Here is a 17,230-nt window from a genome sequence, read left to right as displayed (position 1 = left end):
AGTGTAACCGTATCCGCTTTGCACCGGCTGGATATGAGGACAGCCAGGACATTGTGGAGAAGCAGGGGCTTTCCATTCGATTTTTGAAGAACGGCACCACCGAAGTTGGGGCATTTCAGGTTGGCGCAGAAAACGCGGCTTTGCAGATCGTCGACAATTTTCCTGTCGAGGTCAGTTTCAATAGTCAGCAAGACTATGGTTTTGTGCTGGACCAGCTTGCGGCCAATGCATCGGTTAATTTGTCGATGATTGATCAAGATGTCAGCTACGGAATCTTTGACTTGAAGGGTTCCAGCGCGGCAATCCGGTCCCTTCGTTCCGCCTGCGAGTCAGATATTAACCAGGGGGCCTCCTACGAAGCGCCCGAAGGCATTGTCTATTGTGGTGGCGGGGCGATAGAGCGCGTGATCGAACCCGTAATTTTGGACAATCCAGAGGGGGAGACGCTTCGCAGTGCCGCGCTCAGCTGGCTGTTAAGCAGAATTCAGTGAATGTCTGCATTGTGGACACTTCCACAATTCGTGAAAAAGCTTGGTGAATTTGCGGTTTGAACAATTGCGTTGAGGCCAGAGAGTAACTCCAGCGACAAGTCTGACTTGTTTTCAATAAATTACTCGCGCAACATCTGTGAATGTCCGGAACCAATTGGGAGGTTGGCATGGCGGAGCTACGCGAAATTGGTAAGACAGGGATTAGGGTTCCCCGCATCGGGTTTGGATCGACGGGGTTGGGAAGTATCCCGGAAATCTACGGGTATGAGGTTTATGAAGACCGCGCGATTGATACAATTCGGGCAATTCTTTCGCAGCCAAATGCGTTCCTGGACACATCCCGTTGCTATGCCATGGGTCGAAGTGAAGAGCGCATAGGAAAAGTCATTCATGAGCTTGGTGGGTGGCCGGACGGGCGGGTGCTTTCCACCAAAATCGACCGGGATATGGAAACTGGTGCTTTTGATGCTTCTCAGGCACGTAGATCATTCGAGGAAAGTCTTGCGGCCCTCAGCGTCGACAGCGTTGATATACTCCACGTCCATGATATCGAATACGCAAATGACCTATCAGAGGTCAAAGGGCGAGGTGGCGCGATTGAAGAGTTGTTCCGTATCAAGGAGGAAGGCCTGGCCAAGGCGGTCGGAATCGCGGCGGGACGTATCGACTTGATGATGCCAATTTTGGAGAGTTGGGATTTTGACGTGGTCCTGACACACAACAGGCATACGCTGGTAAACGATAACGCGGCACCTCTGATGGAACTCGCGAAATCACGTGGCGTTTCGATATTGAACGCAGCACCTTATTCCGGAGGTGCACTTGCCCGAGGCAGCGCGATCCATCGCTTTTATGTCTATCGACCGGCAGATGATGAAAGGCTTGCGCCAATACGTGCTGTTGAAGAGGTATGCGGGCGCTACGATGTCCCAGTCGGGGCGGTCGCGTTGCAATACTCGTTGAAAAACGACGACATCACTTCGACGATTTGCGGAGTGACATGGCCTCAGCATGTTCAACAGGCAATGGAATGGGCAGAGTGGTCCATCCCTGAGGGCGTTTGGGAGGATCTCGCTGAGCTCGAAAAAACTTCGAGCAACCCAGAAGCTTAGAGTCGATTTTTGGATAGGATACTGTTCTGCCAATTGACCGCTTTGGGCTCAGAGCAGCCGTTCGCTGCGTTCCGTCTGAATGACCGCGGAGCGGACCAAGCCGACGTTCACGGCGGGTGTCTCGGCTGTTGCTTCCTCGTCTTGCCCCCGTTCCAGTGTTCAGAACGCAATTCTTGTGTTAACCTTTTTACAATTTAAACGCCGCTTTTTTGCCGATGCCGACAGGATACCCACATTGACGATTACATCTCTCAAATGGCCGCCCGACGAGTATCAAAAGGATTTTTGGCCTCCAAACTGGCTACGCGAAGAAGATGGGTATCCGGGATCAGGTCGTCCGTCGCGACTGATCGCGCACAAAAATGTGCCATACATTGCGATTATAACAGGTGAAGACGACTTGGAAGCTGCGCTGAAAACCGTCGCGGCTCGATACGTCGAAGCAATTCGCGATCTGCTGGACTCTGACTGGAAGTCATCTGACCCTACGGAAGAAAAACCAGTTGTAACTCCGTTGATGCCGACGAGCTGGCATGATGCGCTTGGTCCTGTGCCCCCCCCGCCCCAGCCCGGTCTCATTAGCTGGCTCGACATCTGGCCTGCCATTGGCTCAGCAGTCGGTGCCAATCCGCCGACACTTGCGTCGTGGAACCTGTCGCGGCAAGAAAACGGCGAGCTGCCAGCCACAGTGATCATGACAGCCGCAGAAACCTATTCCGTTGTGGACAAGGTGGCGTCTTACTCATTCGGAGTGCGCGTTCCCATGTCGGTGACGTCCTACGATGGCGGTTTCCGCGTAACTGTCCGCTCTGTCACGGTCGAGCGTCCTGCTGAAGGCTATATCAGCGCCAGCGAACTTTTGATGAATGGTGACCCTGACGAAGAAGCATACATTCAGGCACTTCTGGCTCGTAGCGATGTAGGCTCATTTCAGTCGATCTTGGGTGAACTCACGGCATTAAGTGCCAAAGATGCGTTTGTTGACGAAAATACAATGAACGCGGAACAACTTCTCATACCAGCAGTTCCAGTCGGGACAAGCGAGACCCAGGTATTTCGATTTGCCTTGTCTTCGAAAGCCAATTCCGCCCCTCAGAACTCAACGCAATACAATGTGCGACCGGGCTATCCAATTCCTCAAAGCTATCAGATCGTTTCCGATTTTGAGCTTTCGTTGCCTCTGAAACCTGAAGACACACCCATATCTACCGAGGTCGGCCCGCTGGTTTCTCATGGCGCGGACCCGGGGGCCGCGGAGGTTTTCGTAAAAACACCGCCAGGTTGGATTGAGGCAGATGGTCAGCTTTACAAGTACACGCTGAGACGTCCCTCGCGCGAAGACAAGGTCCTTGAGGCGTACCGTGTCGCCCGCGACATCGGGCCTGAAGTGGAAATGGAGCTGGAAGATGACGGTTTTGAAGTCCGCCGCTGCCCGGACTACGTGATTGCAGACAAAGAGGACGGCCCCGGCGTGAAAACTGTCCCGCTTCCAGGCGGAGAGGACCCTGCGCCACGCCGCAACGACTTTTCTGCGATCATGACCTATTGCCACAGCCTCGATTTCTTTCACTTCATGGAAGCAGTCGGGTTGCCGCCGGCTCTTTACGCGGTGCGCGCACAAAAGAAGGTCGAGATTTTCTATCGATACGGAATTTTTCCGGGCCCAGGGCGGGACGGCAAAACGGTCAATGCACAGGTTGCATTCGATTGTGCTGAGGCCTCACAAGGTGTTCAGCCAAAAGTACAAATCCGGCTGGCATTGGCCAATCTTAACCGTTGGGCACGGCCAGAGAACCCCGCCGCCACAGGGTCGACACATCCGGACAAACGATTTCTGCCACTTGAGCCACTTGGAATTGCATCCAGTGGGCGCTGGATGCTGCACGAAATGGGGCACTATCTGATTGCCGCGCGTCTCGGCAAACTGGAATTCGATTTCGCGCACAGTGCGGGAGATGCGCTGGCGGCGGTTTGGTATGATCCCTTTTCTCGGCTGGGTGGTCCGTCAGACGGTCTCGGCCCACAGTTCCGGGGAATCACATACCCCTTTGTTTTCACAACACGAAGACATGACCGGTCCCCGCTACTGGGTTGGGCGTGGTATGGAGCCCTCAATCGCTCAGTGATTGCCGCACCTCCAACCAGCTGCGATACCCTTAAAGGGTATCTGAGCGAACAGATTCTGTCCTCTACTGTCTTCCGGCTATATCTCGCACTTGGGGGCGACACGGTTCAGGACGGCAAACCAGACCGCTACATCCGCTATCGTGCTTCCTTTATGACGCTCTTCCTTCTGGTCCGTGCGATAGCATCCTTTGCGCAATCCCCGTCGAAAGCGGAGATGCTCGAGCTAGCGATGGAAGACGCGAGCCTGTTAATGAACACAGCCGTCGGCATTCCAGCACCGGCACCGGGTACACTCGACACCACACCCGCACTGACAGCCGGGGATACGTGGTCGGGCGGGATATCGCATAAAGTCGTGCGGTGGTCCTTTGAAGCGCAAGGCATGTTTGTTGAAGAGGTCAAGCAAACAACAAACGGCCCGGGCCGCGCTGCACCCGTTGATGTCTATCTGCGGGACGGCAGACCAGAGGAAGACGACGTGCTCGGTGGCACCTTGCACTACGGGCCAGGCAGCTACGCGCCCGTGTCTCTCGACTGGACCGGGGAACGTGCGTGGATGGTTGACCCAGCACAAGGCTTTGTGCTCGGAAACCGCGGGCGCGTGGCTTCAGGAGAAGTTCGCTTGAGGATGTGGCTCGGCATTGTAACCGGCGATATGACCGAGCCACATTGGGATCTCACGAACAGCATCAATTGGATGCTTGTTGTTCCACTTCCTCCCGTTCCAAACTTGGACCCAGAATCAACTGAAGTGGTTGGGATTCACGACGACATCAACGTAGCGATGGGACAAGCAAGTGAAGGCACGACATTCATCTGCCTCCTTGAGAGCAGTTGCGACGACGATTTGGCCAACTCGGACCCGCAGGCGTTGTTGGCCGCAGAGATCCCGGACCAAGCAAATCCACCAAGACAACCACGAGCGCTGACCGATCTGGTGGCGGGCGACAACAACCTTGGTCTGATGTTGTTATAGCTTCCCTGTTGCCTTAGGGGCCTACAGGCGGAGCCCACGAATCTGGCCATTCGCTGGTCGCATGCGAAATAATCGCGTCAAGTGTCGGACAATCAATCCGTTCTGCATCACCGAGCGGTTTCATGAGGAGTTCCCAGATCGCCGCCGCCAAGTGGCGGCTGGCGTAGCTGTCGGAGGGATAATGCACCCCGATCCGCTCACGATTTACAGCGATGCGTTGCGCGATCGTAAAAATAGGCGAGTGGATCACTTTGCGTTCAGTCAGATCGCTCCTCTCAGGTTTCCTCAACAGATGACCATCTCCCTTAGTCGTGCCTGTAGGCTGGACGCCGTAACGCGCTGCGATGCCAGGAATTTCACACAGGAGCAATGAGATTAAATGCGCAAGGAAGGAATGGCCACTGGGAAAGGCCGGATGCGCAGGAGGGCCGAAAGGAACGGTAAGGCCGGGACGCAGGATCGAAGGTCGCACCCGTTTGTAATGCGCTTTGTAGGACATGTAAGCCACGTTCCCCAGCGCGAGACCTATGTCGATCAGTTGCAACGTATAAGGATGGTCGAAGGAATTGATGCCAAGGAAATGGACCAGATAGTCGGGCAACCCATCCGCTTGGATATCTGATTCCACGAGGTAGCTCTGCCGGTCATCCTCCATGTAGTGCTTCAACGCTTCCAACTCGCCTTTTATGATCGAAAACGCTTCGTTTTTCTCCGCCTGTGAATTCCCCGACGGCCTCCACTTCAAATCATCATCTTCCAACCAGTCTTCTCCCCCCGGTTCCGGATTAAACCCAACAAGTGGGTTCCACTTGTCCGCCTGCCCAGCAAACTCAAGAGCGGCAAGCGTGGCCGGCTCGGACCGGTCTGCCGCACGCAACCATTCCGTCAGATGCTTGTCGAACGGCAGTGCCCAGAAACGCAAAGCCGGGTCCCAGTCCTGCGTTGTCCACTCCAGCCAGGGTCGGTCCGGTTGATACGGGCTGATGATGTAGTCCAGCGGAAAAGATGGGTTGCCCGCATTGTCGGGAGTGAAGTTCAGCGCCCAGGGTAAGAGAGCGAGTTCAATGGGTGTTGCGTAGTAGCTGCGGACGAACCCGATGCCCCCATCCGCGCCGACCGGGATTTCACCCATAACAGGATCGGTACCCATACCGGCCCCCATGCCCATACCCATGCCGGTTCCCATGCCCATACCCATGCCGCGTCCCATACCCATGCCGCGCCCCATGCCCATACCCATGCCGCGCCCCATGCCCATGCCCATGCCGGTTCCCATGCCCATACCCATGCCGCGTCCCACACCCATGCCGCGCCCCATGCCCATGCCCATACCGCGTCCCATGCCATTTCCTGTATTCATGTTCGATGTCATCTGAAGTCTCCCTAGAAATTGATACGGAAAAAATTGCCCGTGAAACAATCAGTCAGCGCGGCAAGCCCGCGATCAAGAGCCCGCTTTTTAAAGCCCGTTTGTGTTCGCTATGAACGAAAGGATACCATGAAACAAAATGATCGACCGAGAATTTTTCGTCGAGCCTCAATAACTCATTACCGACTTCTCGTGCTTTATCTTCTTCCCCATTCATCGCGAGACTTGCGGCCAAAATCCTCAACGTCGCAATGAATCGCGGATTTACTTGCCGAGCCTTTTCCAGCCAAGAAATGGATTCGGCATAATTCTCAGACACAAACTCCGCAATTCCGGCGCCGGTCCACCATGTAAAATTTAGATTGTCAAAAGGACTGAGCTTAAAGGCATTTTGAAACCTGTGTATCGCGTCCTCACCGCGGCCGAGGTAGGACAGAGTAACCCCACTCCACGCCCAACCCAAAGCGTTGTTTTGATCCAGCGACAAAGCCAAATCGAACATGGACAGCGCTTGATGCGGTTTTCCTTTGAGCAGACTTGTCAAATGACCTGCCACGACCTGACAAAACGAGTCTTCGGGATCAAGTACGATTGAATACTGAGCATGTTCAATGGCCAGTTTTTTGTCCCGCTCAGGATCGTCCGAGCGCCCTTCGCCAAACAGGTAGTTCAGGCGCCATGCTGAATAGGCATAGGCCTGCGCATATGTGGGATCGAGTTCGATCGCCCGTCGCAACGCAGTTCCGGAATTCCGGTACCCATCTTCAGTGAACCGGTACAGTTCCGAGGCCGCCTTGAGAACGCAGTCATATGCGTCGAGGCTTTCCGTAGAGCGATTTCGAACGCGCTTGATACCATGCGCTTTCAGGCGCGGTTCAAAAGATCCAACAACTGCTGCCACGATGGTGTCTTGGAAGTCGAACAGGTCATCGGCGCTTCCGTCGAACGTCTCGGACCAGATCGATCGGTTCAAGGCGACGTCGACCAGTTCCGCCGTTATCCTAAGCCGATCGCCTTGGCGACGCACGCTGCCATCCATCACGTAGTTGACCCCTAGCAGCGAGGCGACTTCCTGCAAGTCCATCAAACGTTTTGCAAATCGCAAAGTCGAAGCGCGCGCAATGACGTGAAAGGCGTGGCTGCGCGACAGACCATTGATGATGTCTTCGGTGATGCCAGACCCAAAATACTCCTCCATTTCATGGCCCGATGACGCGCGAAACGGCAGAACCGCAACGGTGGGGCGGGAAGTCCACTCGATAAAAGGTTGGTGCAACCGCGTCTCTTCTTCGGACGCTGCTTCTGAAGGAATCACCTGAAACACGTGCACAATGCGTTTGATATTCTTCAGCCGGGGCGTCCCGAGATCTTTGAACCTGACATTGGCTTTGTTGGCAGCCAATTCCCGGACGATGCCTGTAGCTATGATTTGACCGGGGGCCGCTGCATCATGAATGCGCGATGCGATATTTACGCCGTCGCCCAGTATGTTCCCATCTTGCACCAGGACATCTTCGACATTTACTGCAATGCGCAATTGCAAATTGCTTTCACTGCCCGCATCCATACCAGCCTTGAGTTGCGGGGTATTCTGTGCATCCACCGCCCACTCTAGGGCCGCAACAACACTTGTAAACTCGACAAGGATTGCATCTCCAGCGGTTTCAACTAGCCTTCCGCCATGTCGTTTCAGCAAGGGCAGCAAAACATGTTCTTTGAGCGATTTCCATTGATTGCCTGCGCGAATATCGTTTTCTGCAACAAGACGCGAAAACCCTGCAACGTCCGCAAATGCTACAACCGCAAGCCGACGCGTTTCGGCCGCGCGAGGTCTGTCAGTCTGCACCATCCAATAACACCCTCGAAAACACTCATAATTGGCCAAAGTAGATCGGCACATTCAGAAGCTTAACGCCACACTCTCTGTCGGTCTATCTTATCACTTTTCCAGAAGCCTCCTTCGGCAGAGTCGCTTTGGTCGGTAGTGCACTGTAAGGGCGGGAGGTTTTAATGCCGCTGAAGCCCGACTTGGTGCGAATGCCTGGATTTAGGTGGCGACCGTTGATGGCAGGTGCTCTGGAATACAGCTTTTCAAGCTTCAACGGGGAGAAAACCCGACCTTCGTGTCAGCCTGTATGAAGTGTACGTTCGAGCCAAAAAAACTCATGCGGCATTTCAGAAACGTGTCCAAAGTAATTGCAATCTGAATGTCCGCATCCAGATCAGTGTTGAAGTCAGTGCGCACATGCAGAAAGTGACCGCTCTCCGCCTCTTTGGGGCCAATTCCGCACGCATCCCCAATGTCGAATTTGGACTGATATTGTTGAAAAACTCCAGTTTTGGCCAAAACCGTTGAAAAAATTACCCCTTGAGAGGCGGTTGAAGTTTTTGGCCAGGGGGTCGGCCAAAGCATTGGTTCCGCGATGTGCGAGGCTGTCATGGCCTGCGCTGGGCAAGTGGCGTCAATATTGCTGACGCGATGGAAGTAGGCGAAAAAGCGAGTGGGCCGAAATCTCGAGTTTTTCACCAATATGGGCTCTTTGCGGTCATTCGCCGAAGATGGCCTGATTGACTGCTATGCGGACAATCCTGCCGTTAGCTCATCTTCAGTTGTAGAGTCGATCAGGTCGCACCGACCATCCTAGCCGCTGTGCTTTCTCCCGCCCTGTACGTCATCTGAATAGAACCAGTCGTCGGGATATGGATACCACCAGTCCGCCTCCTTCGCCTTCGGATCAATCACGACCATCTTGGGCCGTCTGAAAGCCTCGAGGCCTTGAAGGCCCAGCGTGCGCCCAAGCCCAGAATTCTTGACGCCGCCAAAAGGCAAGGCATCGTTGTCCACGAGCGGGTTGTTGACCCAGACCATCCCCACCTGTAGCTTATTCACCCCTTGAAATGCCTCATCCAAGTCGCCGGTAAACAGGCATCCGCCAAGACCGAATTGTGACGCGTTTGCCAGTTCAAGCGCTTGGTCAAAGTCGCTCACCCGAATGACCGAGGCGACTGGCCCAAAGACCTCTTCCTGAGCTAGCGCCATGTCCGTCGTAACGCCGGTCAGGATCGTTGGTTCGAAAAACCAACCCGGCCCGGCGTGATCCGGGGTACCGCCTCCTACCTCAACCACCGCGCCTTTCTCAGTTGCATCACGCACCAGCCGCTCGACCTTGTCGCGTGCCTCCTTGGAGGCCAAAGGTCCGATTTCCGCCACCCCCATTCCGTCGCCGATGCGCAGTTTCCGGGTTCGGGTCACGAATTCATCGACAAAATCGTCGTACACGTCATCCACTACAAAAATCCGTTCAGACGATGTGCAAACCTGGCCCGACTGCAAAAACGCAGCGGTAACCGCCCCGGCAGCAGCGACCGCGATGTCGGCGTGTTTACTGACGATCAGTGGATCGCTTCCCCCAGCCTCGATCACTGCGGGTTTTAGGTTCTCTGCTGCGGCCACTGCGACTGCACGACCTGTCGGCACGGACCCTGTAAAAGCGACCACATGGGTTTTGGGGCTGGCAATCAGCTGTTTGCCCACGTCTGCACCACCCGGCAGGCAAGCAATCAGGTCTTGGGGTAACGCCCGAAAAAACTCCATGAACGCCATCGTGCACAAAGTTCCTGCGGGTGAGGCTTTCAACACTACACCGTTACCTGCCGCAAGTGATGCGGCCATCGACCAGCAGCCAAGAATGAGGGGAAAATTGTACGGAACCACATGCACGGACACGCCGTAGGGCTCGTATGTCTGATACTGAAATGATCCAGTTTGCATAGTGCCGGCGATCTTGCCCGCGTCATTGCGCGCCATCTCGGCATAATAGCGGAAAACCGGCGGGATGTTCGCAATCTCGCCAATCGATTCAGGGTAAGGTTTGCCCGTTTCCAATGTCATCAAGCGGGCGATCTCAGTCATGTCGCCGCTTTCGATGTCGTTGGCGATCTGGTGCAATAACCGCGCGCGAGATTTGCAGTCCATCGCAGACCACCTCCTTTGCGCCGCATTGACCCGGTCCAGGACCTGGTTCACGATCTGCGGCGACGGCTCACCAAAAACCCCGACGGGCTGCAAGGTAGACGGGTTGACCAGAGTGGTCCCACCACCCTCCAATGGCACATGCTTGGGGTTGAGGTAGTAGGTAGATTTGAACGGGTCACGCATTGGGCAGCCCCCTTGTCTGACAGGCATTGCGCCGTTAGCGGATCATGTACACTTTCTTGACCGTCTCGTGGACAGTGCAAACGCCTTTCCAGTCCTGCGGAAAAAAGGCCGCCGTATCGGGCGTAATCTCAATTACCTCTCCGCTTTCATGGACATAGGTACAGCGGCCTTCCAGAAAGTGGCAGAACTCGTCCTTGGTGACGTGACATTCCCACTTACCGGGAGTGCAGACCCAAAGGCCGCATTCGGACTGACCGTCAGGCCCCTTGTGGATCAGCTTTCCCGAGGTGCGGGATTGCCCTTCAATCATCGTCGGGATTACCCCCCAATCGACAAGATCAGTCTGCTGGAGCGGGTTTTGCATACGTGCCGTGGTCATGTTTCAGGTTCGCGATCCGTTAGGTAGTAGGTGTTGCGCAATGTTTCCTCGACCGTGCATTCCCCTACCCAACCGGCGGGGAATAGTACGGCCGTTCCGGGCGTAACTTCGATGCTTTCGCCTGCATCCGACCGATAGACCGCGCGGCCCTGCACAAAATAGCAGAACTCGTCACGCGGGATTGTTAGGCGCCAGCGGCCTGGAGTACAGACCCATGCGCCGATCTCCGGCCGGTTGTCAGGACCCTTGTGAACCAGCATACCCGATGAATGAGACTGGCCTTCGATCATATCCGGCTGTGGCCCCCAGTCCGTGAGGTCGGTGCGGGTCGAGATTTCGGAAAGATGCGGGGCACTGCTCATTCAGCGGCTTTCAGGATGTCGTCGAGAATGCCGGCTGCCTTGGTCGGGCCATGCCGTGACTGCATGTGAACAGAGGTTGCCGCCATCTTCGCCTGCATTCTTGGATCGTTGATACATTTTTCGAGGGCAATAGCCAATTCATCATCGGTCCAATCGTATCGGTGAAACCCGAACCCGTGGCCGGTTTCCTGAACACGGGTGGCGTTATCGTGGCCGTCCCAGACATAGGGCATAATGATTGCTGCTTTGCCGAAATATAGGCACTCGGTGAACGAGTTGTTACCGCCATGATGTATCACCGCGTCAACCTGCGGAATTACCGAAGGCTGAGGATACCAGCTCTGTATGTGCACGTTGTCGGGAATGTCTGTGTATTCATCCATGTAATCCCCGACATTTACGAGCGCCCGGTAAGGCAACCTGGAAATGGTCGAAATGATCCTCTTTAGCAGGTCGGTATCGCCTGCGCCAAGCGACCCGAAAGATACATAGAGAAGTGGTTTGTCATTTTTGGACTTAAACGTTGGCACCTCAAACGGTTCTTCTTCGCGTACGCAACCTTCAAGATACTGGAACCGGTTTGGGTCCAGCGGGTTCTGTCGTTCGTACTTTGCAGGCTCGGGATAAAGCAGAAGGTTCATTGTGGGAGACGCTTCGAAAAACTCTCCAATCGGATAGGCCTCTTCGTTGCATCTGGCCAGGAACGCATTGTAGTCGTCGTGGATCGGCTTGATCACCTCGTGGAATTTAGCCTCATAGGCCGCCATGCCCTCGCGGTCATCCACCCGGCAGCCTGATAAATGCGGCGGCACAATCGGGTCAGGGATTTCGTTTTCGGAACATGAGATGATCCGCACCCACGGTACGCCGAACTGCTTAATGGCTGGGAACATAATGACATTATCCACGCAGATCATATCTGGTTTGATTTTTGCCAGTACCTCGGGCAGATCTTTTTGCGCCCATTTTGCGCTGTCGACGATCGCCTCCCAGCAATCCTTGACGTAGTTATCGATCTGGTCAATCGGGCTTTTGCGAAAATTTGGGATGTGACCGTTGATGAAATCTTCCCAGAACTTCGCCATCGCCTCTGGTTCCATCGGCTCGGACAGGGCTACTGGATGTGCCTCGAACCCATAACCTTCGTATACCTCGACAAAGCCGGGATCGCTTAGAAATACTGCCTTGTGGCCCAATTTTTCGCAGGCCTGCGCGATACCAACCGAATTCAGCGCAGGGCCAAAGGCAGCTTCGGGGAAGAAGGCGATGGTTTTCTGTGACATTGTAGTTCTCCGGTTAGATTTGGCTTAGCAGTTGGGAAGGATGCGGGAATGTTTTGCATCCCATACGCAGTGGACATCTTGACCCGGCTGAATATTTTCACGGTCGGCTTGGCTGGCGGGAACGCGGGCGGAAAGGGTGCTCCTCCCGCCGCGAACGCGCACATGCACACCCAGGTCTGACCCGTGATAGGCGACTTCTTCGACAGTGCCGGGAAGGCAGTTGCGCCCATCTTGAGGGGCGGTCTGCATCAGGCTGACCCGTTCCGGGCGCACAGCAATCGTGGCGGCACCGCGCAGCTCGGAAACGCCCCTCAGCACCCCCGCCCCGTCGACATCGACACCGCCGTCGACGGCGTTACCATCCAGAAAGTTCATCACGCCGATAAAATCTGCAACAAAGCGCGATCCGGGGTGTTCGTAGAGCTCGTGAGGAGTACCGACCTGCGCCAGCTTGCCATCATGCAAGACCGCGATCCGGTCGGCCATGACTAGAGCTTCTTCCTGGTCATGAGTCACAATCAGAAATGTAATTCCCACCTCGTGCTGCAACCGTTTGAGTTCCAACTGCATCTCTTCTCGCAGCTTCTTGTCCAGAGCCGAAAGGGGCTCATCTAACAGCAGGACCTTTGGCCTTTTGACCAGCGCGCGCGCCAAAGCGACCCGCTGTCGCTGCCCACCGGAAAGCTGATCCGGCTTGCGTCCAGCAAAGCCTGAAAGCTTCGCGCTTTCCAGAACCTCGGCCACCCGCATGGCGATTTCTTCCTTGGGCAATCTCTCCATCTCTAACCCATAGGCGATGTTTTTTTCGACGCTCATGTGCGGAAACAAGGCATATGACTGGAACATCAGGTTCAGGGGCCGCCTGCTGGGGCGTATGTTTGTCACGTCCTGCCCGGCAACTATTACCTGTCCTTCCTGTGGTGTTTCGAACCCCGCCAGCGTCCGCAACAATGTGGTCTTGCCGCAACCCGATGGGCCCAGAAGTGCAAAGAACTCGTTATCGCGAATATTCAGTGAAACGTTGTCGATCGCAGTCACCAAACCGTATCGCTTGGTTATATTCCTGAGTTGAATCCCTTGGCTCATCGGCTGAAAACCTCTTTATCGGCACGCTGCGCGAAGAAGACCAGCGTGAACGAAACGAACATGACGATGGTAGCCATCGCGTTGATTTCCGGCGTAACGCCAAATCGGATCATTGCGTAAATCTGCATCGGCAACGTGGTCGAGGATTGCCCAGCACCTGCGGTGAAGAAGGCAATAATGAATTCGTCCACAGAAAGGGTAAAAGACAACAGCGCCCCGGCGATAACCCCCGGCGCGATGGCGGGCAACAGAATGCGGCGAAAGGTGGTGAATTCGCTGGCCCCAAGGTCGGCACTGGCCTCAAGTATCGAATGGTCGAAATTGCGCATCCGCGTTCGCACCACGGCGACAACAAAGGCTATGTTAAATACGACATGGCTGAGGATGATCGAATGAAGCCCCAGCGTCATGTTGAGTAGGGTGAAAAAGGACAAGAGCGCGATGGCCAGAACTATGTCGGGGATGATCATCGGTGCGAACAGAACCGCGTCTAGAACTGAAGAATTACGCCGTGTCTCGACACCGACCGCCAAAAGCGTGCCGATTATTGTCGCCAGAACGGTCGAGATTGAGGCCACGATTAGCGTGTTGCGCGCTGCCGACAGTATTGGATCCGCGGTAAACAACTTGCCGTACCATTCCAACGAAAACCCGGTCCATACAGTTGGAAGTCCGGCCCGGTTAAAGCTTAGCGCCATGAGCACAAGGATCGGCACATAGAGAAAGGTGTAAAACAAAACCAGGTGCAGCTTTAGGCCCATGTTAGATCGGCCCCGCATCAGTCCTGCCCTCTCTGTCCCGCTGCGCGATTGGCCAATACCGCCTGTGCGAACAAAAGCCCCATCATAATCGCAATCAGGAACATCGACAGCGTTGCTCCGAACGGCCAGTCGCGGGCGCTCAGGAACTGGTCATAGATCAGGTTTCCAACCATCTGAAGTCGCCCGCCACCAAGCAAATCGGGCGTTATGAAATTGCCGATCGACAGCACAAAAACAAAGACACCACCTGCCGCGATGCCGGGAACGGTCTGTGGCAGTATCACCCGGTAGAAAGTGGCCCAAGCGGGCGCTCCAAGATCTTCCGAGGCTTCTATGGTTTCGACATTTATGCGGTTCAGCGATGAATAGATCGCCAAAACCACAAAGGGGGTGTAGTTGTACACAAGCCCCACGATCACTGCGAAATTGTTATAAAGCAGAGACAGCGGTTCATCGATCAAGCCTGCCCCCTGGAGAGTATTATTGATTAAGCCCTCGCGGTTCAGCATCACGATCCAGGCGTAAGTGCGGATTAAGTAGTTGGACCAGAACGGCAGGATCACCAAAATCAGCAAACCGGTCTGCCAACGGCGCGGCGCCAGCGTGATGGCATAGGCCGCCGGATAGGCGATAAGGATCGCGATTATGGTGGCCAGAAATGCAATCTTGGCCGAGCGTAAGAAGATCCCGAGGTAAAGAGGATCGGCGGCTCGCACAAAATTTTCAATCGTAAAGACGTGGTCGATGCCGCCATAGATACCGCGTTCAAAGAACGCATAGGTAAAAATAAGACCACACGGCACCACCATAAGAAGCGCAAGCCAGCCAAGGCCCGGCCCCAGCAAGATCACCGATTTAAGTCGATTGGTCATATACTTGGCAATCTGTGGAGTGATGTCGTATCGGCCCGACCCTTTGTTCGGGTCGGGTTTTGCTCAGGATTTGATCACTTACTGTGCGGCCATGATTTCGGTCACGGTCCGTGCAAAGGGTTTCTGGCCATTGCCGAGATCGCGCAACTGCTCGTACTTGGTAAGGTCTGCAGGCGACATCCCCATGTTCGGGAAGGTTTCGATCAAGGACGGGTCCAGCGCCTCCATCGCAGCCTTGTTTGGCGTTTTGTAAAGGATATTGCTGGCAACCCAGACACCGACGTCCGCGCCCAAGACATAGTTCACAAAGGCATGCGCCGCGTCTTTGTTTTCAGATGCATCCGTGATGACTAGCGCATCTACCCACAGATCCGATCCTTCTGATGGTATCGTGTACTTGATGTCCGCGTTTTCACCGATGCCGTAGTTACACCAGCCATCCCAGGCGTGAACCATCGTTGCCTCGCCCGATACCAACTTCAGATAAAAAGTTGCGTCGTCGTAGGCCAGTAGATCCTGCTTCGCCGCAACCAGCAGGTCCTTTGCAGCCGCCAACGTCTCATCCGACGTATCGTTCAGCGACTTTCCGAGAGCTAGCGCAGCGGCCCCCATCAGCCAGCGATCCGTCGAGAGCATTGTCACTTTGCCTTTAAGGTCGTCAGAGGGTTTGAGCAGATCGTTCCACGAAGTTGGCTCTGCCATCAGGTCTGACCGGTAGCATAAGCCCGTCGTGCCCCAAGCGTATGGCATTGAATAGTTGTTGCCCGGATCATGGGCTAGTTCTTTAGCATCGTCATACAGGTTGGAGGCATTCGGAACCTTGTCGTGGTCGATTGCGGCCACCAGCCCCAGGTTGTTTAACGCCTCGGCAAAAGGCGACGAGACGAAAAGAACGTCGTAGCCCTTGCCTCCACCGGCTACGACCTTGCCCATGATTTCTTCGTTGGTGCCATGCACCGAGAGCTCGGCCTCGATACCGGTTTCCTTTGTGAAATTCTCCAGCAGGTCCGGCGGCATGTAGCCGTCCCAGTTCGAGATCACGATTTTTTCTGCTTGGGCCGCTCCGGCAAAAACGCTGAGTGCGCAGGCCGCCCCGGCGGTGAGCCAAGCAAATGGCAAACGGAACGAATTGGTGAACTTGTTGGTCATGTCTTCCTCCCTTGACATCCGCGCTCGCTTCTGGGGCGAGATATTTGATGCAATCACGGTATTTTTTGATGAAATAAAACTCAACAATTTTTTGAATCACTTTTGTATGGCCCGGCCAAGCCATTTAAGATACCGTTTTTATTGTATATTAATTAGGTATGACGAAAGCCGTCTTCTTATGCCACCAAGCAAACACTTGAAACTTGCTCAAAAAATACTAGATGTTGCGATGGATCTCGATTTGCATCAGGGCGACAGACTGGTGGAAAAAACCCTTGCTGATTCGTGCAGCGTCTCTCGCACTCCGGTTAGATCCGCATTGAGACTGCTGGAAAAGGAGGGGATGGCACGCAAAGCGGCAGAAGGCGGGTTTGTCCTAGAATGCGAACCCGAAAAGGGGCATTCGATACTCAACCAACATGCGATCGGAGCAGGTGTGGATCTCGCTGGTGCCATCCTACGAGATCGCGGTGCCCGACGCCTGGACGGTGCCATAAATGTCACAGACCTGATCCGCAGATATTCGGTTTCCCGCAGCGCTGCACAGCGTGGGCTCGAAGCCCTCCTGGCCCAAGGTGTGATTCAGAAAGCCGAAGGTCAGTCCTGGGTTTTCACGCGCATGCCGGGAGACCGCTCCGGACGAATAGAGAGCTACGAATTTCGTCTGATACTGGAACCGCAGGCCATTCTGTCCGACGGTTTCAAGTTGGACACCAAGCGCGCCGATCTGGTCCGCAGCCAGACCGAAGCGCTTCTGGCGCAGTCGGAAAACTCTTTCAATAGCCAGGATTTCCAAGACGCGGATCTTGCCTTTCACAAGCTCATCGCTCGATCGTCCGGAAACCAGTATCTAGCTTCTGCTCTCATGGCCCATCATGGGTTGCGCCACCTGCCAGGCGGATCATTCGGTATGATCGACTTTCGGATGCGGCAGGCGCTCGATGAACACGTGCGTATACTTGATTTCATCGAACAGGGTCATTTCGATCTTGCGGCGGATCAGATGAGGGTGCATTTGCGGCTTTCAATGCACCAAAGGCCCAGCGTAGCTAATCGTGGTGCTCCGGCGCTAGTCCAAGCAACCCGCGGGTCAATCCGGTGAGT

The 17,230-nt window shown here is 54.8% G+C and carries 14 protein-coding genes and 1 pseudogene; 4 read left to right on the top strand and 11 right to left on the bottom strand.

The genetic code is table 11. The features are described from left to right. The 3 genes and pseudogenes from ACR0FE_RS22500 to ACR0FE_RS22490 all read left to right on the top strand — a co-directional run. A pseudogene (locus ACR0FE_RS22500) lies at positions 1-491 on the top strand (hypothetical protein); the annotation flags it as partial. Between the two features lie 167 nt (positions 492-658). Next, complete coding sequence (locus ACR0FE_RS22495; protein ID WP_480915372.1) at positions 659-1,603, top strand: aldo/keto reductase; 945 nt, start codon at positions 659-661, stop codon at positions 1,601-1,603. 79 nt (positions 1,604-1,682) lie between these two features. Further along, positions 1,683-4,706, top strand: coding sequence for a hypothetical protein (locus tag ACR0FE_RS22490; protein ID WP_480915371.1), 3,024 nt, complete (start codon positions 1,683-1,685; stop codon positions 4,704-4,706). Between the two features lie 13 nt (positions 4,707-4,719). On the opposite strand, the gene ACR0FE_RS22485 is transcribed toward ACR0FE_RS22490, so the two are convergent. From ACR0FE_RS22485 to ACR0FE_RS22435, 11 genes are all read right to left on the bottom strand, one after another. Beyond that, positions 4,720-6,078, bottom strand: a complete 1,359-nt coding sequence (locus ACR0FE_RS22485) for a phosphatase PAP2 family protein (protein ID WP_480915369.1) — start codon at positions 6,076-6,078, stop codon at positions 4,720-4,722. A 52-nt stretch (positions 6,079-6,130) separates the two neighbouring features. Then, positions 6,131-7,780, bottom strand: a complete 1,650-nt coding sequence (locus ACR0FE_RS22480; RefSeq protein WP_480915368.1) for an adenylate/guanylate cyclase domain-containing protein — start codon at positions 7,778-7,780, stop codon at positions 6,131-6,133. A 393-nt stretch (positions 7,781-8,173) separates the two neighbouring features. Next, positions 8,174-8,605 carry a hypothetical protein gene (locus ACR0FE_RS22475; RefSeq protein ID WP_480915366.1) on the bottom strand — a complete coding sequence of 144 codons (432 nt, stop codon included), beginning with the start codon at positions 8,603-8,605 and terminating at the stop codon, positions 8,174-8,176. A gap of 111 nt (positions 8,606-8,716) precedes the next feature. Then, a complete protein-coding gene (locus ACR0FE_RS22470; RefSeq protein ID WP_170808333.1) occupies positions 8,717-10,234 on the bottom strand; it encodes an aldehyde dehydrogenase family protein in 1,518 nt (505 codons plus the stop codon). A 34-nt stretch (positions 10,235-10,268) separates the two neighbouring features. Beyond that, the gene (locus tag ACR0FE_RS22465; RefSeq protein WP_480813486.1) at positions 10,269-10,613 is read right to left on the bottom strand and encodes a cupin domain-containing protein; all 345 of its coding nucleotides are present in this window, start codon (positions 10,611-10,613) and stop codon (positions 10,269-10,271) included. Continuing rightward, positions 10,610-10,975 carry a cupin domain-containing protein gene (locus ACR0FE_RS22460; RefSeq protein WP_480915364.1) on the bottom strand — a complete coding sequence of 122 codons (366 nt, stop codon included), beginning with the start codon at positions 10,973-10,975 and terminating at the stop codon, positions 10,610-10,612. The genes ACR0FE_RS22465 and ACR0FE_RS22460 overlap by 4 nt, the downstream gene beginning before the upstream one ends. Then, complete coding sequence (locus ACR0FE_RS22455; protein WP_170617416.1) at positions 10,972-12,258, bottom strand: glycosyltransferase; 1,287 nt, start codon at positions 12,256-12,258, stop codon at positions 10,972-10,974. Before ACR0FE_RS22455 ends, ACR0FE_RS22460 begins: the two co-directional genes overlap by 4 nt. 24 nt (positions 12,259-12,282) lie before the next feature. Next, positions 12,283-13,296 (bottom strand): ABC transporter ATP-binding protein, encoded by a 1,014-nt coding sequence (locus tag ACR0FE_RS22450; RefSeq protein ID WP_480915362.1) that lies wholly within the window; start codon positions 13,294-13,296, stop codon positions 12,283-12,285. Between the two features lie 44 nt (positions 13,297-13,340). Then, positions 13,341-14,123: an ABC transporter permease gene (locus ACR0FE_RS22445; protein ID WP_170808337.1), complete on the bottom strand. Its 783-nt coding sequence runs from the start codon at positions 14,121-14,123 to the stop codon at positions 13,341-13,343. Next, positions 14,123-14,977, bottom strand: coding sequence for an ABC transporter permease (locus ACR0FE_RS22440; protein WP_170808338.1), 855 nt, complete (start codon positions 14,975-14,977; stop codon positions 14,123-14,125). Before ACR0FE_RS22440 ends, ACR0FE_RS22445 begins: the two co-directional genes overlap by 1 nt. Positions 14,978-15,055: 78 nt before the next feature. Then, entirely contained in the window at positions 15,056-16,126 is a 1,071-nt protein-coding gene (locus ACR0FE_RS22435) for a polyamine ABC transporter substrate-binding protein (protein ID WP_480915359.1), read from the bottom strand. On the opposite strand from ACR0FE_RS22435, the gene ACR0FE_RS22430 reads away from it, so the two are divergent. Next, the gene (locus tag ACR0FE_RS22430) at positions 16,125-17,228 is read left to right on the top strand and encodes an FCD domain-containing protein (protein WP_170817362.1); all 1,104 of its coding nucleotides are present in this window, start codon (positions 16,125-16,127) and stop codon (positions 17,226-17,228) included. The genes ACR0FE_RS22435 and ACR0FE_RS22430 overlap by 2 nt on opposite strands. Positions 17,229-17,230 lie beyond the last annotated feature (2 nt).

The organism is Ruegeria sp. K7 (assembly GCF_056531785.1).
Note: the sequence above shows the minus strand (reverse complement) of the source record. Positions and strands in the feature narration are given on the sequence as shown.

Bases quoted from the DNA above. Each gene is read 5' to 3' on its own strand.
- ACR0FE_RS22495 (WP_480915372.1), top strand. From the start codon at position 659: ATGGCGGAGCTACGCGAAATTGGTAAGACAGGGATTAGGGTTCCCCGC.
- ACR0FE_RS22490 (WP_480915371.1), top strand. From the start codon at position 1,683: ATGACCGCGGAGCGGACCAAGCCGACGTTCACGGCGGGTGTCTCGGCT.
- ACR0FE_RS22485 (WP_480915369.1), bottom strand. From the start codon at position 6,078: ATGACATCGAACATGAATACAGGAAATGGCATGGGACGCGGTATGGGC.
- ACR0FE_RS22470 (WP_170808333.1), bottom strand. From the start codon at position 10,234: ATGCGTGACCCGTTCAAATCTACCTACTACCTCAACCCCAAGCATGTG.
- ACR0FE_RS22465 (WP_480813486.1), bottom strand. From the start codon at position 10,613: ATGACCACGGCACGTATGCAAAACCCGCTCCAGCAGACTGATCTTGTC.
- ACR0FE_RS22460 (WP_480915364.1), bottom strand. From the start codon at position 10,975: ATGAGCAGTGCCCCGCATCTTTCCGAAATCTCGACCCGCACCGACCTC.
- ACR0FE_RS22455 (WP_170617416.1), bottom strand. From the start codon at position 12,258: ATGTCACAGAAAACCATCGCCTTCTTCCCCGAAGCTGCCTTTGGCCCT.
- ACR0FE_RS22445 (WP_170808337.1), bottom strand. From the start codon at position 14,123: ATGCGGGGCCGATCTAACATGGGCCTAAAGCTGCACCTGGTTTTGTTT.
- ACR0FE_RS22440 (WP_170808338.1), bottom strand. From the start codon at position 14,977: ATGACCAATCGACTTAAATCGGTGATCTTGCTGGGGCCGGGCCTTGGC.
- ACR0FE_RS22430 (WP_170817362.1), top strand. From the start codon at position 16,125: ATGTCTTCCTCCCTTGACATCCGCGCTCGCTTCTGGGGCGAGATATTT.
- ACR0FE_RS22435 (WP_480915359.1), bottom strand. From the start codon at position 16,126: ATGACCAACAAGTTCACCAATTCGTTCCGTTTGCCATTTGCTTGGCTC.